Below are 24,463 nucleotides of genomic sequence, written 5' to 3'. Positions count from 1 at the left end.
ATAAGGAATTACTGTGTCTAAAGTCTTAATCCCTCTCATTGTTCTGCTATTAGCGGCATTCATGATCTATCGAACTTGGACCAACAGCAAAGCTGGTGAGGAGAGCTTTCAGCAAGGCCAAGCATTCCTTCTAGAAAACGCTAAGAAAGAAGGCATTATTACTACCGAGAGCGGCTTACAATATGAAGTGCTTGAAACTAGTGGCAATACTGAAAAACCAGGTCCTAAAAGCAAAGTTAAAGTGCATTATCACGGCACGCTTATCGACGGTACTGTGTTTGATAGTTCAGTTGACCGTGGTACACCAATTAGCTTCGGGCTGAACCAAGTTATCAAAGGATGGCAAGAGGGTCTTCAACACATGTCTGAAGGTGACAAATATCGCTTGTACATCCCAAGTACATTGGGTTATGGCAAGAAAGGTACTGGCCCTATCCCTCCGTCGGCAGTACTGATTTTTGATGTTGAATTGATTGAAATTCAATAATCAAAACTATAAACAAAAAGAGCACCTATAAAGTGCTCTTTTTGTTTCGTTCTCTATCGAAAAGGTCACTGTACCGGATGAAATTCAAAGCCTGACTCAGTAACCAAATAACAGTCCATTCCACCAGCATGCGCAGCTTGAAGGCCCAATTGAGTGTCTTCAAAAACTACACACTTCTTAGCGTCTACACCCATATTCTTAGCCGCTAACAAGAACGTTTCTGGATTAGGTTTGTGACTCTCAACATCGGTTGCCGACACTACACAGTCTAAGTCATTCAAAACTCCAGCGTGCGTCAATAGCTTCAAAGCAGAGTCACGTTGGCTCCCTGTACCTATCGACATGGGTTTGGTGCCTTTATATTGCTGAAACACTTCATAAGTGTGTGCTATTGGCTTACCTGTTAGTGGCAATTGTGCAAAAGCATTCATCTTAAATATCGACACTTGTTTCGGATCCAATTCGATACCATAACGCTTTGACACCTCACCCGCGATCTTGACACTTGGCATACCTCCCAGAGAATGCAGCCAATGGCGATCAAATGGAAAATCGAATTTCGTTGCCGTCATTTCCCACGCTAAGACATGGTTTGGCATGGTATCCAACAACGTGCCATCCATATCGAAGATAATTCCATCATACAACTCTAAATCTAACAACTGGTTAACCTCTTGTGGTTCATTAAGGGCATTAACATTACAAATTTATTACTAAAGAACGGCGTACGCTTACCGATACAATAGTAAATAATAAAAAAACGGCTTAGTTTTGTGTAGTCTTTCCATTTTTGAGTTTAGAAAAACTTTTATAAGTGACTAGAAATCAACAAGTTGATACATTCCACGCTCAGAAATATTTAAGCACACATATTCATATTGCCAATCCAATTGCTGGCAATATCTTTCTCGCGAATATGAAAAGGTTGATAATGAAGATCAAGCACCAACTTCTACTTTTAGGGTCAATAGCCGTATTGGCTATCGCCTCAATGTTAATGTCTAGTAGCTACTTTGCGAAGACTACAGATAACCTTACCAATGCTCTCACTAAACTGAGTCAACTTGAAGTCACTTTGTTGAATCTTCGTAGAAATGAAAAAGATTTTTTGTTACGTAAAGACGAAAAGTACCTCGCAAAGTTCAGAGTCAACGCTGAACATTTCCGTAATCAACAGAATGAACTTCAACTCACCCTTGCCAACGCAGGTGTCTCTCTTCCAAATCAACTATCAGCGGAGCTTGCAGCGTACGAACAAGCCTTCACAAAACTGGTAAATGGTTACGTTGTACTTGGTCTAAACCTTTCACAGGGTCTGTCTAATCAATTTCTTGAAGTATTCCATCAAGAGCTTGAGCGAGACATCACTCATGAATTATTGCAGTACCACGATGACGTTATGTTTGGCAATGTTGCGACCGTGAAACCAACCAACAACCCATCACTTAATACTGTTGGTCAAAATGTCCTTAAGCAACGTGAAGTCATTGGCTTTGCCTACGACCAAGGTTTGCTTGGGCTAACTCGCAGCAATTCTCATAAGATTGAAACAGATTTTGAGGATTTTAATGCTCAATTAAACCGTGTACTTGATGACAAAATCCAAACCATCATGACCGCAAAATGGACCATTTCTGTTCTATTACTTGTTGTCATTGCCGCTCTCATCACTTACATAGTCAGAGCAATCAACCTTAATGTAAACCGCTTGCAGTCGACTATCTCGGATATTGCTGAACACAATGATCTAACCAAAAGAGTGCCAGTTAAAGGCAACGATGAGATAGCCTCGATTGGTAAAGCCGTCAATTCATTGCTAGATAACTTTGCTTCATTAGTTGGTAACACACAGAAGCAGTCTTCAGAGCTTAGAAGCAGCAGTACCAATATGGAAGATGAATTGGAGAATGTGATTCATCAATTCCATAGTCAAAGTGACCACACTAACTCAATGGCAACGGCGGTTCAGCAAATGGTAACCACCATTGACGAAATTGCACAAACTACTCACAACGCCGCTGATGTTGTCAACAAAGCAGCGGACAACTCTCAAAACAGCCGCGCATTTGTTGAAAACACTGTCGGTAATATTGAGTCCCTTTCTTCCGTACTAGCGGAAAGTAACAATGAAATCCGTTCCTTGAATGAGCATGTTGGCAAAATTGGCGGAGCGGTTCATATTATCCAAGATATCGCGGAGCAAACTAATTTATTAGCACTAAACGCAGCTATTGAAGCAGCTCGCGCTGGCGAACAAGGACGTGGATTCGCAGTGGTCGCAGACGAAGTTCGTGCCTTGGCTAGCCGAACACATCAATCAACGGAAGAGATCACTAACCTCGTCAGTGCGATTCAGGCTCAAATGACAACGGTGGTTACCGACATAGAGCAATGCAACGCTCAAGGAGCAGAAACATTGTCTGCCTCTGCGAAGCTTGATAGCGCACTACAGCAAATCTCTGAGGACATGGCTGAAATTCAGACCAACTCCGATCAAATTGCCGCGGCGATTGAAGAGCAAGGCATAGTAATGGGTCAGGTAGGCGAATCCATCACAGAGCTTAATGAAATTTCTAATGACAACATGTCGAATGCACGTAACTGCTTAGATGAAGTGAAAAACGTGTCTAGCCAAACCACCAAAATGGACAGTGCCATTTCAATCTTTAAGATTTAGGGAACGGTAACTAAGACAAAGGCCACGTCAAAATGTGGCCTTTTTGTATTCCATTACTTTTTAACAAGCACTTGTTCGTGCTCCATAAGTTCACGTACAAATATCGATGGTGAGGATTGATACGTCACCCACACTTTGTTTTTTGCTCTTGTTAATGCAACATAGAACAAGCGCCGCTCTTCAGCGTGTTCATAAGTATCTGTGCCTATGGTCAGGGCATTATTTAGGTGAACGAACTTCCTTTTCGCTGGGAATTGTCCCTCATCAGCGCCTACTACAATAACGTAATCCGCCTCTTTGCCTTTACTAGAGTGACAGGTCATAAACTCCAACGACAAGTTTGCAAACTGCTTACACCAATCACCAAGCAATTCCGGTTTATGATAGTGGTTACGTCCTAACAGCAACACTGATTTACCTTGTTTGGACTTGCTATTAAGTTCCTCAAGAATTTTCTCTACACGGCTGCCCTGCTCCACAATCACTGCCTTTTGCTTAGCGGATTTGTGGCTCTTAATATCTTTAGTCAGTTGTGTCGGATTGGCTTGAATGAAGTCAGACGCCACTTCCAACAACTTGTCATTAAAACGATAAGTCGTATCTAACAAGTGGATAGAGGCGTTAGGGAATCGCTGTTCAAAGCCTGTCGTCAAATCCACATCAGATCCAGTAAACTGATAGATGGACTGCCAATCATCGCCCACAGCATAGAGTGTTGCATTGGTACCATCTTGAAGCTTTTGTTCACAAAGGGCTTGAACCAACTCTAAACGATCAGGGGAAATATCCTGATACTCGTCGACCATGACAAACTTCCAGTTCGATTTGAAGCGCGAAGCAGAAACATGTTTAGTCGCTTTAGTAATCATCGAGGTAAAGTCAATTTGCTCATTCTCTTTGAGCATTTTTTGCCACGCTTGATAACAAGGCCAACATAGCGCCAACTCACTATTAAGCCGCGCATACTCTTCTTCGTCTATGATCTTTTCTTGAATCGCTTTCTTCGATAATCCAGCAGAAATCAATTGGTCTAGTTGCTGTTCTAGCCACGCGATGAGCTTAGGGTTTTCACTTTGACTGCCAAGCTCCTCATCTCCTTTTAAGTAGGCAATAGGCCATTTAGATAAGTGCTTTTGCCAACGTTTGAAGTTGGTTGGTGTCATCCAATGCTTCTTCAGCCAGTCAATGCACCAGGCAGTTTTTTGTGTTTGCTCAGTCGCTAATGGCGTTAATTGAGGTGGTTGATTCTCAGTTTCTTTGAGTATCTTCAGTCCTAATTGATGGAAGGTCAGCACCGAAATAGCGTCAGCCGTTTGCCCCAGCTTTTTCTCAAGACGTTGCTTCATTTCATTAGCAGCGTCCCGACCAAACGCCACCAATAGTATCTGGTCAGCCTGTGCGAGATGACTTTGCAGCAGATAGGACACACGCGCCATCAGCACACTCGTTTTACCTGAACCTGCTCCGGCAAGGATCAAATTTTGATCATTGTTATGCAGGACCGCCATTTGTTGTGAGTAATTAAGTGGAGATGACTCAGATTGCGAGAATAATACTTGCCAATTCTCACGCTCATTTTCCAACCATGTTTGGTTTCGTTCTGCTAGCACTGTCGCTGTATCATCCAACCATGGAATGAGGTTGTTGATTCGCTTTGGCATTGTGCGCATCGCTTCAGACAGTGACATGTTGATTTCAAGAAACTCGGAGTTTACTTCATCCGCCCATGACACCATTTGTGATTGAGGCAAAAATTGTGGCAGAGAACGCAAGCGTCGTAACTCATCTTCCCATTTCGGTAGATAGGTATTCAGCAAACCGCATTGTTTATGGTGCCATTGCTGATAACAACTCACAGCATGTTTGGCAAAGTCCTGCGCTTCTCTCCAAGGTACCCCCTGAACCACCCAGCACACCTGTTTGCCATTCTCTTCGTGCGCAAACACCGACACGGATGACCATACTAACCCTCGCTTAACACTTAATTTTCCCGACCATTCACTAAACGGAATTCGAACCTCGGCGCGCACCGAGTGCAGCACAAGGCTATCGCCATTAAGTTCAAGAGAGCGAAATTCGTGTTGAGTAAATAACTCAGCGGTTGGGGAGGCAGTTAGCAGCATGTTGTTCTAAGGGTTCTAATCAGCAAATCTCTCACTAGTCTACTGTATCAGCCAATGATTTCCAGATAACTTTATGTAAAATCTGCGAAAAGGAATCCAAACTCGAATTACGATTTCCTATTATTCTCTAACAGACAGAGTGCTTTTCATTACGAACATGCACAAAAAAGCGCCCAATACTTAGGGCGCTTTCCGGACACAGATTAACTACTTATTCGTCGGGGTCTGAAGTTTGTCCATAACCTCATCCAAGTTAAAGCTTGCTGCTTTTTGCCTTGGCGGGAATTCTTTAAAGGTCTCTAAGAACTTCCCTACATAGACTTGAGCCGGAACTAACAAGTAAACACGATCCAACATCCAGTCATAGTAAGTATTGGAGGTAACATCAGCGACCTCATAAGGGTCCATTCTCAAGTTAAAGATTTTTGGCACGCGGAGTGTCACGAAAGGTTCTGCCCATATTTGCAACGTCCCCTCTACCCTCTGCTCCATAAATACGACTTTCCAGTTGTTATAACGCAGTGCGGTTAAATCACCATCGTCTGAGAAGTAGAAAATCTCCGCACGCGGTGACTCTTCACTTTCACCTGTTAAGTAAGGAAGGAAGTTGTAACCATCAAGGTGAACTTTAAAGGTCTTGTCACCGGCTTTGTGCCCCTTAAGAAGTTTCTCTTTTACATCAGGCTCACCAGCCGCTGCTAACAACGTAGGCAACCAATCCATGTGATGCATAATATTGTTGGAGACCGAGCCCGCTTCGATTTTACCCGGCCATTTCACCATCGCAGGGACACGATACGCTCCTTCCCAGTTAGTGTTTTTCTCACCTCGGAAAGGAGTAAGACCCGCATCTGGCCACGTATTCATGTGCGGACCGTTATCCGTTGAGTAAAAAACAATTGTGTTGTCTTCGATTCCCAACTCATCGACTTTTTTAAGGAGTTCGCCTACTTGGTTGTCGTGCTCAATCATCCCGTCAGCATAAAAACTAATGCCTGACTTACCGAGGTTTTCATCTTTCACATGAGTACGGAAGTGCATGCGTGTCGCATTCCACCATACGAAGAAAGGTTTCTTTGCGGCTACCGCGCGATCCATAAAGTCTAGAGCCGCGGAAAGAGTCTCTTCATCCACGATTTCCATACGCTTACGAGTTAAAGGGCCAGTATCTTCAATTTTGCCGTCGGCATAAGATTTGATAACCCCTCGAGGTCCAAATTGTTTACGGAATTCGGGATCTTTCGGATAGTCGATATTTTCAGGTTCTTCCTCAGCATTTAGGTGGTAAAGGTTACCAAAGAACTCGTCAAAGCCGTGATTGGTAGGTAAAAACTCATCTTTGTCGCCAAGGTGGTTTTTACCAAATTGCCCTGTCATATAACCATGAGGCTTTAGAAGCTCCGCAATGGTTGCATCTTCCGCTTGTAACCCAAGGTCAGCCCCCGGTAGACCCACTTTACTTAAACCTGTGCGCAATACACTTTGACCGGTTATAAATGTCGAACGTCCTGCCGTACAAGATTGCTCGCCGTAGTAGTCGGTGAACATCATGCCTTCTTTCGCAATGGAATCAATATTAGGCGTTTTATACCCCATAAGACCAAATGTATAAGCACTAACATTGGACTGACCAATGTCATCCCCCCATATCACCAAGATGTTGGGCTTATCTTCTGCATATGCACTGGCTGATATACCAAATAACGCGGTAGCCAAAACTGCTAAGCTCCGCTTAAACCTTCTGTGTGTTGTCATGTAAACCTCTACGTTAGTTGGTCGCATCCTGCCCATTAACGTATAGTCGCAAACACTCATAAGCGCCAAAAATCTAAGGCAATTTTCACTATTAATAGATTAATAAACATTAGCCAGATTTTTTGATTAATCTCACATAGCACTAAAGTTGTAAGTGACCACCCCATTGGAACTCAACCTTATGATTTAGATAAGAATATTTACCAGTTATAACTTTTTTTTATAGTGTTTATAAGACGACACCATCTCTGACCTCAAATAGAGTGCGAGGCAAATAAGCACCTCACTGGGTGTTTACTGCAAAATCAATGAGTAAAAGACGATGGAGTCTAGAATGGCAAACCACTTAAGTAAGATTGCAATGGGCGTTGGGCTTATTGCTACATCTTCAGTTGCAGTTGCAGCAGATAAACCGAATATCCTTGCGATTTTCGGCGACGATGTTGGTTATTGGAACATTAGCGCGTATAACCAAGGCATGATGGGGTATGAAACTCCAAATATCGACCGTATCGCTAACGAAGGTGCACTTTTCACTGACCATTATGGTCAGCAATCTTGTACAGCAGGTCGCGCAGCCTTCATTACTGGTCAAGAACCTTTCCGTACTGGTCTATTAACAATCGGTATGCCAGGTTCAACACACGGTATTCCAGACTGGGCTCCAACCACTGCTGATCTACTCAAAGAGCAAGGCTACATGACGGCACAGTTTGGTAAAAACCACTTAGGTGACCAAGACCAACACTTGCCAACTAATCATGGTTTCGATGAGTTCTTTGGTAACCTTTACCACCTAAATGCTGAAGAAGAACCAGAAACTTACTACTACCCTAAAGATCCAGAGTTCCGTAAGAACTATGGCCCTCGTGGTGTAATCAAGTCTTTTGCTGATGGCAAAATCGAAGATACTGGTCCTATGACGCGTAAGCGTATGGAACATGCTGATGAAGAGTTCCTAGAAACGTCTCTCGCGTTTATGGAAAAGGCAGTAAAAGCTGATAAACCATTCTTCATCTGGCACAACACCACACGTATGCACGTTTGGACTCGTCTGCAAGAGAAGTATCAAGGTAAATCTGGTATCTCTATTTATGCCGACGGCATGCTAGAGCACGATGACCAAGTTGGTATCCTGCTAGACAAACTGGACGAGCTAAACATCGCTGACAACACGATTGTTATCTACTCTACTGATAACGGTGCTGAAACAGTTAGCTGGCCTGATGGCGGTGCGACACCATTCCACGGTGAAAAAGGCACAACTTGGGAAGGCGGTATGCGCGTTCCTCAACTTGTCCGTTGGCCTGGCATAATTGAACCAGGTACTAAGATCAACGAAATGATGGCTCACCAAGACTGGCTACCAACGCTTCTTGCTGCAGCAGGTGTTCCTGATGTGAAAGAAAAGTTAGCTAAAGGCTACAAAGCAAACGGTAAAGACTGGCGCGTACATATTGATGGCTACAACTTCAAACCATTCTTTGAAGGTAAAACTGACAAAGCACCTCGTGAGTCTCTACTTTACTTCACAGCAAACGGCGAATTGAATGCGGTTCGTTGGAATGATTGGAAACTACACTTCGCAACGTTAGAAGGTAACATCACTGACGCGGTACGTTTCTCTCCTAACTGGCCGAAGATCATTCACCTACGTGCTGACCCATTTGAGAAAGCACCACACGAATCTGGCATGTACCTACGTTGGATGGCAGACAACATGTGGCTATTCGTTCCAATTCAAGACGTACTTGGCGAATTCTTCCAAACTCTGCCTAACTACCCAATGCAGCAAGGTCAGATGATGAACCCTGCTTCGATTGACTACCAGTCTCTGGGTCTTCAAGGCAAGATGAAGCAACTTGACCAGCTTCAAAAACAAGTACAACAAATGAAGTAATCACCTCAGATTCTCTTCATAAAAAAGACCAGCGTATGCTGGTCTTTTTATTATTGGTCAATCAAACGAAAGGGTTAATCAAGATTGTCCATGTCTTTCCATAAACGAGCTGCGACTTCCCTCGCCTCTTTATAGATAGGCTCAACGTCGAATGGGAACTCACGGTTTAGATAAGAGAACTTACCTTCCACCATCACACTGTTTACGTTGCTCGCATTGAGTGCGAATGCAAAGTGACCCGGCAAGTTATCAGCAACCAAAGGTGTTGGTGAGGTGTAATCAAGAATCGTTAGATCCGCTTTATATCCTGCTTCCAAACGACCAAACTTAGCACCAAAGTTACGACCAAGAATCTCGTTGCCGTTCCAGAGATGGCGCATAAAGCTATCAGGCCACATTTGACCACCAGCATCACGATGCTTGAAGAACGCAAATTTTAGCTCTTCGAACATATCCGCACCAATGCCATCGGTACCAATCGCGACATTTTTGAACTGACGTAACTGATGGTTATAACCTACATTGTTGTTCATATTCGAACGCGCATTATGAACCAAGAAACCATCGTGTTTGTTCAAGATATTAATGTCCTTCTCGGACAAGAATAAACCATGAGCAAGCAGTGTTTTGCTATCGATTAAGCCAAAGCCATCGAGACGCTCAACAATATCTTGGTCGTAATGATGATGACTATGAGTCACATCGTAACGGTCTTCTGCAACGTGAATATGTAAGCCACGCCCAGTCGCTTTCACCGCTTCCGACAGCATTGCCATACCTTCATTCGACACGGTAAATGGAGCATGAGCGCCGATATGAGCTTCAACCAGATAAGGCTCAACACCTCGCTCTTTTTCTGCATCCACAAGTTGTGCGAAGCGAATATTCTCTTCTACACCTGCCGCCATTTCTTCAACGCCGCCGTTACGGTCAGTCGTCTCAAAACAGGTCATACCGCGAAGGCCAGCTTTTAAGAAGCCTTTACGAAGTGTCGCCAGTGACCCTTCAATGTAGTTCGGTGAGGCGTGATGGTCGATAACCGATGTACAGCCATGACGAATGGCTTCTAATGAACAAATCAAACCGCTGTAGTACAAAGCTTCTTCATCCAACGCACGGTCCATTCGCCACCATAGGTTCTTCAAGATGGAGATAAAATCTGGACTTGGTTTAATGTCCGCCATGATGCCGCGAGCCAATCCAGAATAGAAGTGGTTGTGAGAACAGACAATGCCCGGCATTACTAACTTACCAGTAAAGTCCTTCACTTCAGCGTTTGGATACTTGGCACTAAGAGACTCACCGACTTCTATGATACGGTCGTTTTCAATCGCAATATCAATCCCTTCCTTAATAAAGGCAGGTTCCATCTGTACTGCTGTTGCGTTCTTAATTATCAACATAATTCTATTCTCCTTTTACACTTCTACAGCGCCAAGCAAGTATTTGTGGTTCGATAGAACGTACTGAATAATAGTGGCTTCATCAGCTAACGTTTCTGGCAACTCGATTTGACCATTTTGATTAATTGGATACGTTGCGACTTCCCCTTTAGCTCTTAGCAACAGTTCATCGCCTTGAACCAAGAAACCTGGGTTAGTGCTTGAATCAAAGTCTTCTTTCAGACTGAACAACGTAAATTTGTCTTTGTATGGTTTGCTGTCCCAAGGGCAGAACTGAGCACAGTTGCCACACTCGTTACAGTAAGCATCAAGGTGGAGCGTTTGATACTGGTCTTTAAAGCCCGGAATCGGCAGTGACATGTTGGCACGGTTCGGACAAACATCTACACACTTACTGCACACATAAGAACACTCTAAGCAGCGCTCTGCTTCTTGCTTAACAAACTCATTGCGGTCGTTTTCTTCTAGCTTGTTCGCTTCAAGCAGTGCAACTTTGATTTCGCCCTTCTTACGATAAACTTCTGCGGCCGTTACTGAAGACTCAACTTGAGCTAACGTTTCAGATTGAAGTTCACGTTCGATAATTGCTGACGCCGCTTTGCGACCACCAGAAATTGCCGAAACAATCGATGATGGACCGGTTTGCGCATCACCTAACAAGAACACGTTTTCGACCTGAGTCTCACAAGTGTCATTGTTGACTGCTGGCCAACCGTCGTCACCCATTGGTACACCGATACGCGTTAACACATCACGGTTCGCTTGCTCACCTACCGCTGTAATGACTGCGCTGGCCTTGAGTGAAATAGTTTCATCGGTTGCTACTGGACGTCTACGGCCTTTCTCATCAGGCTCACCCAATGTCATGACACGCGCTACGATAGTGCCATCTTGATGGAACTCTTCTGGATTGGTTAAGAACTTGAAGTTCACGCCATCTTCGACCGCTTCGTCATACTCTTCTTTGTATGCTGGCATTTCAGCTTCAGTACGGCGATAAAGTACTGTTACTTTCTCAACACCTTTGACTTTAAGCGCGGCACGAGCACTATCCATCGCGGTATTACCTGCCCCAACTACTACCACATGGTCACCAAGCGCTAACGCCTCGCCATCGTTGTAGCGACGTAAGAAGTCTAGAGACTTGTAAATGTTGTTATTGTCACCCGCTAACTTGATAGGGTTACCTTTATCTGCACCGATACCCAGACAGATATACTGATAGCCCTGCTCTTTCAGTTGGTCGATAGTGATATCTGGATTCGCGCCATACTCAAATTCCACACCATGAGCTTCAACAAACTCAATGTCATGTCTAATGGCTTTCTCAGGAATTCTAAATTGAGGAATAATGTGTTTCACCACACCACCTGCGCTCTCTTCTTTCTCGAAGATTTTCACAGGGTGACCAGCTCGAGCAATGAAGTACGCCGCTGATAGACCTGCAGGACCTGCTCCAATAACCGCGACTGGCTGTTTGGTTGTATCCAGATTTGGATGATGCCATTTAGATTGGTAGCCATCCCAACCTTTATCCAGCGCAATTTTCTTCATTTCACGAATGTTCAATGCACCTTCGTAATCGCGACGAGTACAGTTGTATTGGCATTGGTGATCACAAATATGACCTGTGATGGAAGGCAGAGCGTTTCGAGCGTAAATGACTTCCAACGCTTCGGTATACTTGTGCTGACCCATTAGGCGTAGGTATTCAGGGATATCTTGGCTGATAGGACACGCTGTTACACAAGGTGCGACATAACAATCCGTTAGTGGCACTGGTTGTTCGACAGTAATTTCTTCTGGACCACGCCACTCTTTTTGCGTGTATTCAGCGCACAAAGACTTCTCGGCCAGTTTTTCCAAACGCTCTAGGTTAACACCACGCATTGCCCAATCAGTGCTCTCTTCAAGCTCTTTGGCACAGTCAGCAAGGCGCAAGTAGCCGCCTGGTTTGAGCAGGTCTGTCGCCATAGTGATTGGGCGAATACCAGTTTCAAAGATCTCTCTGATGTTAAACTTACTTGCACCACCAGAATAAGAGATTGGTAACGTGCCATTAAATTCGCGAGACAGTTCCAACGCCACATTGATAGATAGCGGGAACAATGCGCGGCCAGACATGTACATTTCTTTGTCAGGAAGACGGCCTTTATTGTTCAATGTACCAAGAGTGTTGGTCAGTTTGACACCAAAGCCGATGTTCTTATCTTTACCAAGCTTAACTAAACGATGAAGCATGGCCTTCGCATCTTGCAGTTGCAAGTCGTGAGAGAACGCTTCTTTGCTAAGGGAAATATAGTCAAAACCCGTTTGATCAAGAATGCTGCGAACACGGTCATAACCTAGCAGCGTAGGGTTTAATTTAACGAAGGTATTGATACCCTTATCTTCCAACATATAACGACAAATCGCTTCGATTTCGTTTGGTGGGCAACCGTGCATGGTTGATAGTGTTACCCCTTCAGTCAAACTAACCGGGATATCATCTACCATTTCGAATAATTGTTGCAGTTCAGTTTCTGATGTTTTGCTATTCAACAGTTTATTATTGGCAATAAAGTCTTTTAATTCTGTTGAATATTGTGCAAATTTTGGATGCTTTGAAGAATCGAGCATATTATCAATATACTCTTGCATTGGCTCGGTCAGAATACCATCTAAATCATAGCCAACACTCATGTTAAAAATAAATGATTTCGCTTGCTTCGCCGCTTTACTATCAAATACTGATTCCAGTAGATGGAGCGCAAACCATGCTTTCAAATATTCGTCATACGCTTTGTGTAACGTAAACTCGGTTGACCATTCTGTATTAAAACACTCATCTTCTGCATCAATACATGGTTTAGCAATTTCAAGACGATCTAACTTCTGAACAGTCTTAAGCTCCATGAAGCGACCACCAGCAAGCCAAGACGTAACTATATTCTGAGCTAATTGAGTATGAGGTCCGGCGGCAGGTCCTACAGGGGTTTCGCAGTTTTCACCCCATACCGCAAGGTGTTGGTTTGTCTGTTTTTTATAGAACTGCTTTTCTGGGATGCCGAAAATCGATTTGCTTTGATGATACTCACCAAACATGCGTTCAAGCAGCTCGGTGAATGGAATTGGGCGCATGATATCTCCCATGGTAACACTCCTTTATTAATTCGCTTGTACTTCTGTGTAAATGAATTAATGAGATAAGAGCAATCACTAAGCCAAGGTTGTCTAATTACTTAACATGAAGACATTTTAACTGCTATTTCGTGACAGAGGTCTGATAATAAAGGCTATTGAGAATAGTTATTAATTTGATTAAAGTGTAATCTTATTTAATACAGTTTTTTATGATAGTCAGTTCGAGTGTTTTGTTAATTACATCTATCATAACAATAAAAAAGCTATCATATTGATAGCTTATTATTCTCACATTAATTGCCTACTAAATGTTTAGCTTTCTAATACGACTTCTGACTGGTTAGGTATATCGATAGCTTTCGCTTTGCGCTGCCGTTGAAGTACATTCTCGTCCTGCTTCGGCTCCGCATAACCACCTTTCTCTACATGCTCCAACCAAACTTTCAAATGCGCTGTGGTTTGTTGTCGTTGTTCCAACGAAAGACCGGACACCAACTGTTTTTGCTTATCAACGTGAGCATCAATCAGAGCGTTAGCGATGTCATATCCCGTTTGTGTAAGTTGAACCACAACACAACGTCTATCGCAGTTCGAATGGTATCGGGCAATCAGTTTTTTACTCTCTAAACGATCCAGCCGATGGGTCATTGCGCCTGATGTCAGCATTAAAGACTGTGTAAGTTCACTGGGAGTTAAACGATAAGGTGCAGAAGAGCGCAGTAGTGAAGCTAGCACATCAAACTCTCCGGTTTTTAAACTGTATTGACGGCATAAACTCGCGAGTTCTTGTTCCACACATTTACTCACTCGCATTAATCGCCCAATAAGAACCATTGGCTCTGTATCTAGCTCCGGTCTCTCGTGTTTCCACAGTACAGCAATACAATCCATCAGGTCCATATTAATCCCCTTCCAACCAACAATAAGGGCACCAAGAAAGTGATTCGAGGTGCCCTTGCTTTTATATACTAATAATCACGTTCATCGAGCTCATCGACATGCGTCTTAAATCGCCCAACCGCCCGCGTAGAACACCACCAATACGATAGTAATCAACACAGTACCAACGTTAAGTTTTTTCCATTCGCCTGATACTACACGGCCACATACTAGTGTTAGGAAACCAAGCATGATACCCGTCACGATGTTACCAGTTAGTACGATGAATACCGCACAAACAAGACCTGATAACGCATCAACAGAGTCATCGAGATTAAGCTTGCTGACGTTACTCATCATCAATAAACCTACATACATCAGCGCAGGTGCAGTAGCGTAAGAAGGAACAAGGTAGCTCAATGGGGCAAGGAACAGTAGCAATAGGAACAAACCACCTACCACAACGGCTGTCAGACCCGTTTTACCACCCGCTGCAGTACCTGCTGCAGATTCGATATAAACCGCAGCTGGCGCACCACCAACAAAACCAGAGAAAATACTACTGACTGAGTCAGACGTCAGTGCTTTACCACCGTTGATGATGTTGCCATCTTTATCGAGTAGATTAGCTTGTCCCGCTACCGCACGAATCGTACCAGTCGCATCAAAAATCGCTGTCATAACCAAGGCTAATACACTTGGTAGAACAAGTGGACTTAATGCACCCATAATATCCATTGAACCAAGTAGTGAGCTTTCACCTGAACCAAACGATGGCATGGCGAATACACCTTGGAATTTAACACTTGGGTCAAACATCAGACCTAGCACAGAAATCGCAACAATAACCAGTAAAATGCCTCCAGGAACACGACGCTTCTCTAAGCCGAAAATCGCGGCTAAACCAAGTACTGACATGATTACTGGGAACGATGTAAACTCACCCAAGCTAACAGGTAGACCTTCAACTGGGTTTTTCACCACAAGTCCAACACCATTCGCTGCGATAAGTAGCAAGAACAAACCGATACCAATACCCGTACCGTGTGCAATACCAAAAGGTAGGTTTGTTAGGATCCACTGCCTTACCCCTGTAACGGTAATCGCAGTAAAGACCACACCCATTAAAAAGACCGCTCCCAGCGCAACAGGTATAGATATTCCTTGCCCGAGCACCAAGCTGAAAGCGGTAAAGGCGGTTAGGGATATCGCACAACCAATAGCCATCGGCAAGTTAGCCCAAAAGCCCATGAGCAGTGAACCAAATGCCGCAACCAAACAGGTGGCGATAAAGACGGAGCCTTGATCGAACCCAGCAACACCAAGCATGCTTGGTACTACGATCACTGAGTAAACCATGGCTAAGAAAGTAGTAAGCCCAGCAATTAACTCTTGCCTAAAATTACTACCACGTTGTGAGATTAAGAAGTAATTGTCGACCCAACTATTGTTGGTTGACGTGGGTTTATCTTCAGCAATCTCCATCGTACTTTGCTGATTTGAGATATTTTCGGACATGTTATATTCCTTTTCATTAAGTCTTGGTCATCCCTTGTATTGAGACCAATGCATCTGCTGTATTTGCTATATTTGCCATAAAATCAGCTGCGCTCATAAACCAAACACCCGTCAACGTAGGTACGATAAATACTTCTATCGTCGCCGAGGGTCATGAGCACAAACAGTTTTTCAATAAGTTCAGAAGAGTTGTCGTATCGAAGTTGCTGGAGCGGTGTCGCACAAGGATCAATCACAACAAAGTCAGCTTCTTTGCCAACCTCAAAGTTGCCCAATAGGTGGTCTAGTGAGAGTGCTTTCGCTCCACCTAATGTCGCCAAATATAATGCCTCAAACGCCGAGAGCTTCTGCTGCTGCAATTGAGCAACTTTGTATGCCTCGTTTAACGTTTGCATCATATTAAAAGTGGTTCCTGCGCCGATATCCGTCCCGATACCTACTTTCACGTTTCGTTTCCACGCCTCCTGCATTTTGAACAGGCCGCTGCCTAAATACAGGTTGGAAGTTGGACAAAACGCGATAGCTGAATCCGTTTCTTGTATGCAGTCCCACTCTTGGTCCTCTAGATGAACACAATGTGCGAATACACTCTTTGATCCAGTCAGGCCATAATGGTGATAAACATCTAAATAACCGTCTTGTTCAGGGAAAAGTTCTTTAACCCAAGCAATTTCGTTCGTGTTTTCTGACAAATGCGTATGAATATACGTATCTGGGTATTCCTCTCTTAACTTATGCGCCATTTCCAACTGTTCCGGTGTGGAAGTGGGTGCAAATCTTGGGGTAATCGCGTAAAGCAGACGGTCCTTTTTATGCCATTTCTCAATCAGTGTTTTTGTTTGGTTGTAACTTGTCTCCGGTGTGTCTAGTAAGTAGTCTGGCGCGTTGCGGTCCATCATGACCTTGCCCGCGACGATTCTCATGTTGAGTTTGTTTGCTTCAGAGAACAATGCATCTACGGACTCTGGATGAACCGTTCCGAATACCATGCCTGTTGTCGTGCCATTTCGAAGCAACTGCTTAATAAAGAACTTAGACATCTCCTTGGAGTAGTCTCTGTCTTTATAGCGCGCTTCTGTTGGGAACGTATAGTTGTTCAGCCATTCAAGTAGCTGTTCACCATACGCGCCAACCATTTCTGCTTGTGGGTAATGAATATGGGTATCAATAAATCCTGGCATGACAATTTTGCCTGGATAAAAACGAATACGTACTGAGTCTGGGACTTTATCTTTGCCTTCTTCCCACTCGCCGACCCACTCGATACGACCTTGGTCAACAAGAAGAAGTCCATCTTCAATAAAACGTACGTGCTGTTCGATATCTTCAGGCTTATCAACTACTTTTGTGATATCAAGTATTGAAGCCCTAATAGCCTTAATTGATTGGGTATATTGCATAATTACCTCGACCTTAACGCCCCTATTCACTACTTTGCTCACTAACAGAGGCATTGCTTCCCGTTATTTGGAATAAATGTGCGACAGCGTTTTTTGGTCTCCGCTGCCGCACTGTTTGTTATAATTTATTGAGACCTTTGAGGATTTTCTCTGGAGTAAAGTGCCACTCACGTAGCCATACGCCACAAGCATCATGAATTGCTGTTGCAATGGCAGGCGCTGCACCGTTTACACCAATTTCAGAGATAGATTTCGCACCGTATGGTCCAACTGGATCATCACTTGGCACCAACACCGCTTTGAAATCTTTTGGAATGTCACCAATCTTCGGCGCACCATAGCTCTTAAGATCGGTGTTGATTGGCACACCGTTGTCGTCGTAAATAAGCTCTTCAAACAAGCTGTGACCGATAGCGCGCATACTCGCACCGTAGATTTGACCAAGTGCCAAATCAGGGTTCACTGGAGTACCGCAATCGAGCAATGCATGGAACTTATCAAGTCGGATTTCACCGGTTCTAGTATTGACGGCAACTTCTGCAAAGTTTGCCCCGTAAGGGAAAGCGAACTCAGCAGTAGTGAAGCATCCTGAAGCCAACAGTTGTCCCCAACCCGTTCCGCTTTCTGCTTTATGCGCGATGTCGAAGAAAGTTACTTCACCAGCAGGCCCTTTTACCAAGCCAGGTGCGACGATTTGTACATTTTCAACCGACTCTTCAAGCATTTCCGCACCGTACTTCAAGATTTTCTCACGCATCGCTTCTGCAGCGCGTTTTGCTGCATTACCTGAGAAGCAAGTGCCAGAAGAGGCATACGCGCCTTTATCGAAAGGTGCATGGTCAGTGTCACCAGAATGAATCGTAATATCTTCCAGTGGACACTTAAGAACTTCAGCAGTTAACTTGGCGATCACTGTATCAAGACCTGTACCGATGTCTGCGCCACCTGAATGAACGATGAAAGTACCATCGGAGGCCATCTTGATGCTGCAGTTCGCTTGGTCGATATCAGGAATTCCTGATTTCTGTTGAATGATCGCTACACCTCGACCCACTTTCCAATCACCTTGATGATCTTTTGGTGAATCCCATTCGATGAGCTTACGACCTTCACGAAGAATTGCTTCTAACGCACAACTGTGTACCTTAGGAGTGGTGGTAGGCATTTTACCTTCGCCGATAGCACCAAGAATCTTAAGCTCTTGGCCTTCAACGACTCGGTTTTTCTCAATCATATCGAGATGGTCAATACCTAGCTCTTCCGCAAGTTCCGCCATCGCCATCGTCAATGCGTAGTTACCTTTCGGCGCACCATAACCTTGATAAGCACCTGTTGGACAGATATTTGAATAGTACGTAGTAACTCGGAAATCGACGTTGTCACAAGGGTAAAGCGGCAGTGACAAGGCAGGACCATTTGATGGTACCGTCAATGCGTGGTTACCATAAGGGCCAGTATTCGCGAGGAATTCCATATCAATAGCGGTAAGCTTACCGTCTTTGGTCGCCCCAAGTTTCACGGTCACTTTCGCTACGTGACGAGTGGAGTTACAAATAAACTCTTCTTCGCGAGTATGGTGGAAATATACTGGACGACCCGTGGTATAGGTTGCCCAAGCACAAACGTCTTCAAGAAGGATATCTTGTTTTGAGCCGTAACCACCACCGACACGCTCTTTAACGATGTGAACTTTGTTCTGTTTCACATTAAGGATCTTGGCGACTTGGCGACGTACGTGCCAAGGCACTTGTGTAGAGTCGTGCATGATGACGCGATCGCCATCCATGTAGCTATAACAGATATGGGTTTCGACTGGCAGTTGCTGTACCTGCTTCGACTCATAAGTACGCTCTAAAATAACGTCCGCTTCTGCAAAACCTTTGTCTAGATCACCAATGTGTCCACGAACGCCTGCTGCGATGTTCTTTCTTGGCTCACAGCCAATTGGGAAATTCACAATCAGCTTACCTTCCCGAGGATCGGCGTTGGCGTTTTGTTGCTCTAGATCGTCTGGTGCCCCTACTCCATATTCAATAGGCTCATTATGGACGATTGGTGCATCTGGAGCGCGCGCTTCGTCGATACTCATGACAGGCTTGAGTACTTCATACTCAACATCGATCAGTTTCAGCGCTTCGTTCGCAATGTCTACTGACTCGGCAACAACAGCAGCAACACGGTCACCAACGTGACGCATTTTTTGGCCGAACATACGTCGATCAAGCGGTGAAGGCTCTGGCGCACTTTGACCACCCGGCGTATAAGGAATATCAGGACAGTTAAGGTGAGTGATGACACTTACTACACCTGGTAAGGCTTCTGCTTTAGATACATCTAGATGCGTGATCCAAGCATGAGCATGTGGGCTGCGCAGCATTTTGATGACACAAGCATTTGCAGGAATTCTATCTTCTACATAACAAGGCTTAGCCTGAACCATTTTCGCAGAGTCGAGTTTTGGACAGTTCTTACCAACTACATCCAAGTCATCTCTAAACTCTGGCGCAAACATCTCGGTATATTGCGGATCAGCTTGGCGTTTCACCGCCAATTCAACAACTTCATAGAATTGTTGGTAACCAGCGTCACGGCTAAACAAACCAGATAGAGCATCGTCTATTTCTTCGCGTGTAGGTTGTTGAATACGCTCTAGTAAATCAGTCAACAGCAATGCCAATGCTGGGTCGTTATATCCCGATTGAACAACACCAACATCGATCATCGCTTGTTGAACTAAACTGAGTTGATTCCAAGAAGACAGTGCTTCGGCCGTTTTGACTTCACCACCTTCCAATTGAGCTGCAATAAGCAGTGATGCGTTGACAAGTTTACCGTTGAACAACACAACATCTGAGCCCGCGAAACCCCAACCATCATCACTATTTCGGACCGAATGCAGTCCCATAGAATGCAATAGTGTTTGAACGTTGGTTTCTGGTGCGCAATGAGCCGTTTCAGGTCGGCCATTAAGATTAAATTGAATAGACATTACGCTACCCCCTTCGCCATTTCACGGCATTCAATTAGTAGGTCAGAGATCACGATGGCACTTAGGTAAGTTTTGTACTCAGCGCTACCACAAATATCCTCCACGGCGTGAATTGAATTCTTAATGGCTTGCTCTAATTCATCACCACTAAATGTCAGACCTTCAACATCGCGTAGTCTTATTGGCTTAGCGATTTCGTCAAAACGAGTCGCGACCCCTTCCATAGCAACAATCTGTTTGCCTTGCTTATCTACAGACACCGACGCATTGATTACGCGTAGGCCATCAGCGCTTCTTGCTACTCGTTTGCTTAGTGCAGCAAGCGTGATGTCAGGAATGACGATCTCTTTAATAAGCTCATCACTTGGTTGCTGAATGTAAGCTTCCAATTCAACCTGCTTGTCATCCGCGAAGCGAACTAAAGCATTGAGAGCCATAAGGACAGGAACTAGCGGAGCTTCACACTGATGCGCAGCTATTTCACCACCAATCGTTGATTGATTTCTTAGATGTCTTGAATAGATGAAGCCCGCAGCTTGTTTAATGTTGCTTGGGACTAACTCACTATCGACAAGATCTTGAATTCGGCTCATAGCGCCCAAAGTGAGGGTGTTGCCATCTAGTTTGATATAGTCCAAACCCAGTTTGTCGATTGCGACAAAAACACCTGCATCACTGCGAGTCGGTGCTGCGTTTAACTTAGACCCTCCGGCAAACCACACCGCTTGACTTCCATGGTTAGCTTTAAGCTCCAACGCTGCACTCACTGTGTCCGGCGTGAGGTATTTAATATTCATATTCTTCGCCTTTTAGCATTGATTAGATTGAATTACAGAAAAACTGTTACTAGGTAAAAGGCAACATTTGAGCCAATGCTTACTTTGTTATTTAGTATTCGTGAGCTCGGTCTAATATTGAAAGAATTTGCGATATAGATCGTGATTTTCAATATCAAATTAAACTGTACAGACCAGCCAAGTGTTATTTATTGTCATTGATTTTAACCATCAATTAACAAATTAATTATTCATTATCAGGTGATAGATGAATATCAAATTGATACTTTCGATACTATTTTATCAAGTTGATAGTTAATACTTTGATTGCGTTAACTTAAGCAGTTTTTGGTAGGCTTCGGGAGTATCTACATCTAAATGAATAGTTGGGTCGCAAAGTCTAAGGTATGCCATCTCTCCTAGCTTGAGAATCGACTTCATCGAATCAAAGTTTCCTTGGTCTCGTTGAGCCTTAAAGCTTGCCGTATGTATCAACACAGGGTGGCCTGTTGCGTATGGTTCACCCGGGAACAACGTGCCAGTAACCTTATGTTCCCAAAGAGTTTTATAAATTTCTTTTTCGATACAAGGCATATCACCATGGCTGATATAGAAGAACTCTGTGTCGACCTCATTAATGCCTAATTGAAGTGAAGAAAACATGCCTGAGCGGTAATGTTGGTTTCGTACAATGGTGACCTTTATGTTGTCTTGAAACTGCTCAATCAATTCGTCTTCTCTATGCCCAACCACTAAGATCACACGAGTACAGAATGACAACGCATTTGTGATACTTTGCTCTAAGATCGTATTGTCTTTATAAGGTAGAGTTAATTTCCAGCATCCCATTCGAGACGATAATCCGGCTGCTGGAATGACACAGTCAATGTTATTTTTATTTTTTATCATACGAAATTCGAATTGAGTTTTTTGTATTTTAATCTATTGAATTGGGTAAATATGCCAATGTCGTCAAATAATTCTTTTTCCGAGTTTGTACATTCATTAATTTCAACAACCACCAGTGCCCGTGAACCAATAACTATTTCCTTAGTGGGTGGCGGAGGAAAGACACAACTCTTGTATCGGCTTGCTAATGAATACCAGCAACTTGGCCACAAAGTATGTGTCACGACAACCACCAAGATGTACTTTCCTAATGCGCCAGAGCTGAATCAAGTCACGGACTTTGCCTCTCATTCACCATTACCATCAACGGGTATTGCTTTTGTTTATAGTGAACGTTTATCTCCAAGCGACAACGATGAAAAAGTGAAAGTTCGTGGCCTATCTAACGAGCAGATTGAATCCCTAAAACGTCAGCAACTTTACTCTGTTTTTATCATTGAAGCAGATGGTTCACACCGACTTCCTCTTAAGGCACCTGCTAGGCATGAGCCTTGCATTCCTAACCATAGTGATGTGGTAATTGGTGTCACTGGTGCAGATCCGATACTTAACCCGGCTAATCCTGAAGCCATTCATCGTTGGAATGAATTCAGTATGTTAACGAAATGCAACGAAGGGTCAGTCATCGGGAAAAATCAAATTCAAGCATTGGTGAATAGTGACCAAGGTCTGTTTAAAGGATGCAGTGAGCAACAACAAAAAATATGGGTCATCAATAGATTCGATTTGGCTAGCGATAAAGTACAACTGACTGAATTGGCCAAGCAGATATTTGATGAAGAGCCCCAGCTCGCTCAACTTGCGATAACACAAATGACGGCAGATAACCCAATCCACCACATTTTCAATCGGACTCTATAGCATTTACACAGAGGTAGTTTGGATGAACATTTTCGCCAAGGCAGCACAGTTAGAGCAAACCAATACACCATTTGCGTTTGCCAATATCATTGAAACAAAAGGCTCTTCTCCTCGTCATACTGGAACCATGCTCGTAGAACAAAGCGGACAAATTCATGGCACGATTGGTGGTGGCATGATCGAGCGCTACGTGATCGAGCAAGCTATTGAAGCAATAAAAGAAAACAAACCTCGAGTCGTTACTGGACGAATGACGCGTACCGGCCCTGAAGCCATGGGAATGGATTGTGGTGGCGCAATGACGCTTTCAATTGATGTCTATGGCTCTCGCCCCCGCCTTTACTTAATAGGGGCTGGTCATGTAAACAGAGCCGTTGCCCAAGCCGCCGCTCCATTAGGATTCGATATTACTGTTGTCGATGCTTATGAAGGCAGCTTAGCAGAGGAACATTTTCCCCAAGGCACTCATCGAGTACTAGGCGACACCATGCTCAGTGCTATCGACTCTCTTGATATCACACCAGATAGCTACGTGATTATCGCCACCAACCACCAAGATCAAGACGCTATCAACGCAATCGCCCAGAAAAAGACCACGTATACGGGTTTAATGGCCAGCCGCAGAAAAGTACAAACACTATTCCAAGGCTTACGCGAATTAGGCACCAGCCAAGAAGAAATCGATCATATCCACTCTCCTATCGGCTTTGATATTGGCGCTGAAACGCCTGAAGAAATCGCCATCAGTATTTTAGCTGAAGTACTTAATGCGAAAAATGGCGCTTCAGGGGCCAAATTGAAAGAAAGCGTTGGTAGCTTTAATCAAAAACTGGTGCTAGTACGAGGTGCGGGAGATATCGCAACTGGAGTCGCTGCGAGATTGCACAATTCCGGCTTTAAAGTAGTCATGAGCGATATTGAAAAGCCAACGATGATTCGCTGCTCGGTTTCATTCGGCCAATGCCTCTACGGCAAACCTGTCACGGTAGAAGGCATTACGGCAGAAAAAGTTCAGTCTTTTGATAAAGCCTGCCGATTGTTAGAAAAAGGCAAGATTCCTGTGTTTGTCGACGAAACAGGAAAACTCGCCGAAGCCATCAAGCCTGATTTTGTCGTTGATGCCATCCTTGCGAAAAAGAACCTTGGCACACACAAAGGAATGGCACCCGTCACCATTGCTTTAGGCCCTGGCTTTACCGCTGGTGAAGACTGTCACGCTGCGATAGAAACCAATCGTGGACATCAACTCGGTCGAGTAATTTACGACGGTCCATGTCAGCCTAATTCAGGTATACCAGGTAGCATTCTAGGTTATACAGAGCAACGGGTGATTAGAGCGCCTGGCGTAGGTATCTTTACTGCGGAAGTAAAACTTGGCGATTTGGTTGAAGAAGGACAACCTATTGCGAAAGTCGATGACATGGTCGTCTACTCGCCATTGAGCGGTAAAGTGAGAGGCTTACTCAACAACGGATTGAGTGTTCATCAAGGCTTTAAGGTGGGCGATGTCGATCCGCGTGGAGAAAGCGTTGATCACTGCACGATTTCTGATAAAGCGCGTGCGGTTGCAGGCGGTGTTCTTGAGGCAATGTTGTGTTTAAGTGGTCGGTAGTGGGTATTAATAACCCATCACCCACATAACGAATCCTTATTGGCTTACGTC

Annotated in this window: 15 protein-coding genes and 1 pseudogene; 5 read left to right on the top strand and 11 right to left on the bottom strand. The window is 44.1% G+C overall.

Annotated elements, in window-relative coordinates:
- The first annotated feature begins 13 nt into the window (after nt 1–13).
- Nucleotides 14–487 carry an FKBP-type peptidyl-prolyl cis-trans isomerase gene (locus MMA19_RS01315; RefSeq protein ID WP_240205306.1) on the top strand — a complete coding sequence of 158 codons (474 nt, stop codon included), beginning with the start codon at nt 14–16 and terminating at the stop codon, nt 485–487.
- A gap of 65 nt (nt 488–552) precedes the next feature.
- Here the strand turns inward: MMA19_RS01315 and MMA19_RS01310 are convergent, their stop codons facing one another.
- Nucleotides 553–1,149: a beta-phosphoglucomutase family hydrolase gene (locus MMA19_RS01310; RefSeq protein WP_256200716.1), complete on the bottom strand. Its 597-nt coding sequence runs from the start codon at nt 1,147–1,149 to the stop codon at nt 553–555.
- A 269-nt stretch (nt 1,150–1,418) separates the two neighbouring features.
- Here MMA19_RS01310 and MMA19_RS01305 point away from each other — a divergent pair, with 269 nt between their 5' ends.
- Nucleotides 1,419–3,164, top strand: coding sequence for a methyl-accepting chemotaxis protein (locus MMA19_RS01305; protein ID WP_240205305.1), 1,746 nt, complete (start codon nt 1,419–1,421; stop codon nt 3,162–3,164).
- 53 nt (nt 3,165–3,217) lie between these two features.
- On the opposite strand, the gene helD is transcribed toward MMA19_RS01305, so the two are convergent.
- Both helD and MMA19_RS01295 read right to left on the bottom strand, forming a co-directional pair.
- Nucleotides 3,218–5,287, bottom strand: a complete 2,070-nt coding sequence (gene helD, locus MMA19_RS01300; RefSeq protein WP_240205304.1) for a DNA helicase IV — start codon at nt 5,285–5,287, stop codon at nt 3,218–3,220.
- Between the two features lie 207 nt (nt 5,288–5,494).
- The gene (locus MMA19_RS01295) at nt 5,495–7,042 is read right to left on the bottom strand and encodes an arylsulfatase (protein WP_240205303.1); all 1,548 of its coding nucleotides are present in this window, start codon (nt 7,040–7,042) and stop codon (nt 5,495–5,497) included.
- A 334-nt stretch (nt 7,043–7,376) separates the two neighbouring features.
- On the opposite strand from MMA19_RS01295, the gene MMA19_RS01290 reads away from it, so the two are divergent.
- Nucleotides 7,377–8,942 (top strand): arylsulfatase, encoded by a 1,566-nt coding sequence (locus MMA19_RS01290; protein WP_240205302.1) that lies wholly within the window; start codon nt 7,377–7,379, stop codon nt 8,940–8,942.
- A gap of 74 nt (nt 8,943–9,016) precedes the next feature.
- Here the strand turns inward: MMA19_RS01290 and ssnA are convergent, their stop codons facing one another.
- From ssnA to MMA19_RS01250, 8 genes and pseudogenes are all read right to left on the bottom strand, one after another.
- Nucleotides 9,017–10,345 carry a putative aminohydrolase SsnA gene (ssnA, locus tag MMA19_RS01285; protein WP_240205301.1) on the bottom strand — a complete coding sequence of 443 codons (1,329 nt, stop codon included), beginning with the start codon at nt 10,343–10,345 and terminating at the stop codon, nt 9,017–9,019.
- A gap of 15 nt (nt 10,346–10,360) precedes the next feature.
- A complete protein-coding gene (ygfK, locus tag MMA19_RS01280; protein WP_240205300.1) occupies nt 10,361–13,477 on the bottom strand; it encodes a putative selenate reductase subunit YgfK in 3,117 nt (1,038 codons plus the stop codon).
- Between the two features lie 411 nt (nt 13,478–13,888).
- Nucleotides 13,889–14,368: pseudogene (locus tag MMA19_RS01275) on the bottom strand (MarR family transcriptional regulator); the annotation flags it as partial.
- Nucleotides 14,369–14,473: 105 nt separating this feature from the next.
- Nucleotides 14,474–15,832 carry an NCS2 family permease gene (locus MMA19_RS01270; protein WP_038223062.1) on the bottom strand — a complete coding sequence of 453 codons (1,359 nt, stop codon included), beginning with the start codon at nt 15,830–15,832 and terminating at the stop codon, nt 14,474–14,476.
- Nucleotides 15,833–15,948: 116 nt separating this feature from the next.
- Entirely contained in the window at nt 15,949–17,265 is a 1,317-nt protein-coding gene (guaD, locus tag MMA19_RS01265) for a guanine deaminase (RefSeq protein WP_038223055.1), read from the bottom strand.
- 118 nt (nt 17,266–17,383) lie between these two features.
- Nucleotides 17,384–20,254 (bottom strand): molybdopterin-dependent oxidoreductase Mo/Fe-S-binding subunit, encoded by a 2,871-nt coding sequence (locus MMA19_RS01260; protein WP_038226665.1) that lies wholly within the window; start codon nt 20,252–20,254, stop codon nt 17,384–17,386.
- The gene (ygfM, locus tag MMA19_RS01255; RefSeq protein ID WP_038226663.1) at nt 20,254–21,051 is read right to left on the bottom strand and encodes a molybdopterin-dependent oxidoreductase FAD-binding subunit; all 798 of its coding nucleotides are present in this window, start codon (nt 21,049–21,051) and stop codon (nt 20,254–20,256) included. The genes MMA19_RS01260 and ygfM overlap by 1 nt, the downstream gene beginning before the upstream one ends.
- A 294-nt stretch (nt 21,052–21,345) precedes the next feature.
- Entirely contained in the window at nt 21,346–21,939 is a 594-nt protein-coding gene (locus MMA19_RS01250; protein WP_240205299.1) for an NTP transferase domain-containing protein, read from the bottom strand.
- 57 nt (nt 21,940–21,996) lie between these two features.
- On the opposite strand from MMA19_RS01250, the gene yqeC reads away from it, so the two are divergent.
- Together yqeC and yqeB are read left to right on the top strand one after the other, a co-directional pair.
- On the top strand, nt 21,997–22,800 hold the full coding sequence (gene yqeC / locus MMA19_RS01245; protein WP_240205298.1) for a selenium cofactor biosynthesis protein YqeC: 804 nt from the start codon (nt 21,997–21,999) through the stop codon (nt 22,798–22,800).
- 22 nt (nt 22,801–22,822) lie between these two features.
- Nucleotides 22,823–24,412 (top strand): selenium-dependent molybdenum cofactor biosynthesis protein YqeB, encoded by a 1,590-nt coding sequence (gene yqeB, locus MMA19_RS01240; RefSeq protein ID WP_240205297.1) that lies wholly within the window; start codon nt 22,823–22,825, stop codon nt 24,410–24,412.
- Nucleotides 24,413–24,463 lie beyond the last annotated feature (51 nt).

This window comes from Vibrio sp. CyArs1, from assembly GCF_022432925.1.
GTDB lineage: Bacteria > Pseudomonadota > Gammaproteobacteria > Enterobacterales > Vibrionaceae > Vibrio > Vibrio mediterranei.
This window is presented reverse-complemented; position numbering and strand designations above follow the sequence as displayed.

Coding starts and splice junctions, on each gene's coding strand:
- MMA19_RS01305 (WP_240205305.1), top strand. CDS start 1,419: ATGAAGATCAAGCACCAACTTCTACTTTTAGGGTCAATAGCCGTATTG.
- helD (WP_240205304.1), bottom strand. CDS start 5,287: ATGCTGCTAACTGCCTCCCCAACCGCTGAGTTATTTACTCAACACGAA.
- MMA19_RS01295 (WP_240205303.1), bottom strand. CDS start 7,042: ATGACAACACACAGAAGGTTTAAGCGGAGCTTAGCAGTTTTGGCTACC.
- MMA19_RS01290 (WP_240205302.1), top strand. CDS start 7,377: ATGGCAAACCACTTAAGTAAGATTGCAATGGGCGTTGGGCTTATTGCT.
- ssnA (WP_240205301.1), bottom strand. CDS start 10,345: ATGTTGATAATTAAGAACGCAACAGCAGTACAGATGGAACCTGCCTTT.
- ygfK (WP_240205300.1), bottom strand. CDS start 13,477: ATGGGAGATATCATGCGCCCAATTCCATTCACCGAGCTGCTTGAACGC.
- MMA19_RS01270 (WP_038223062.1), bottom strand. CDS start 15,832: ATGGAGATTGCTGAAGATAAACCCACGTCAACCAACAATAGTTGGGTC.
- guaD (WP_038223055.1), bottom strand. CDS start 17,265: ATGCAATATACCCAATCAATTAAGGCTATTAGGGCTTCAATACTTGAT.
- MMA19_RS01260 (WP_038226665.1), bottom strand. CDS start 20,254: ATGTCTATTCAATTTAATCTTAATGGCCGACCTGAAACGGCTCATTGC.
- ygfM (WP_038226663.1), bottom strand. CDS start 21,051: ATGAATATTAAATACCTCACGCCGGACACAGTGAGTGCAGCGTTGGAG.
- MMA19_RS01250 (WP_240205299.1), bottom strand. CDS start 21,939: ATGATAAAAAATAAAAATAACATTGACTGTGTCATTCCAGCAGCCGGA.
- yqeC (WP_240205298.1), top strand. CDS start 21,997: ATGTCGTCAAATAATTCTTTTTCCGAGTTTGTACATTCATTAATTTCA.
- yqeB (WP_240205297.1), top strand. CDS start 22,823: ATGAACATTTTCGCCAAGGCAGCACAGTTAGAGCAAACCAATACACCA.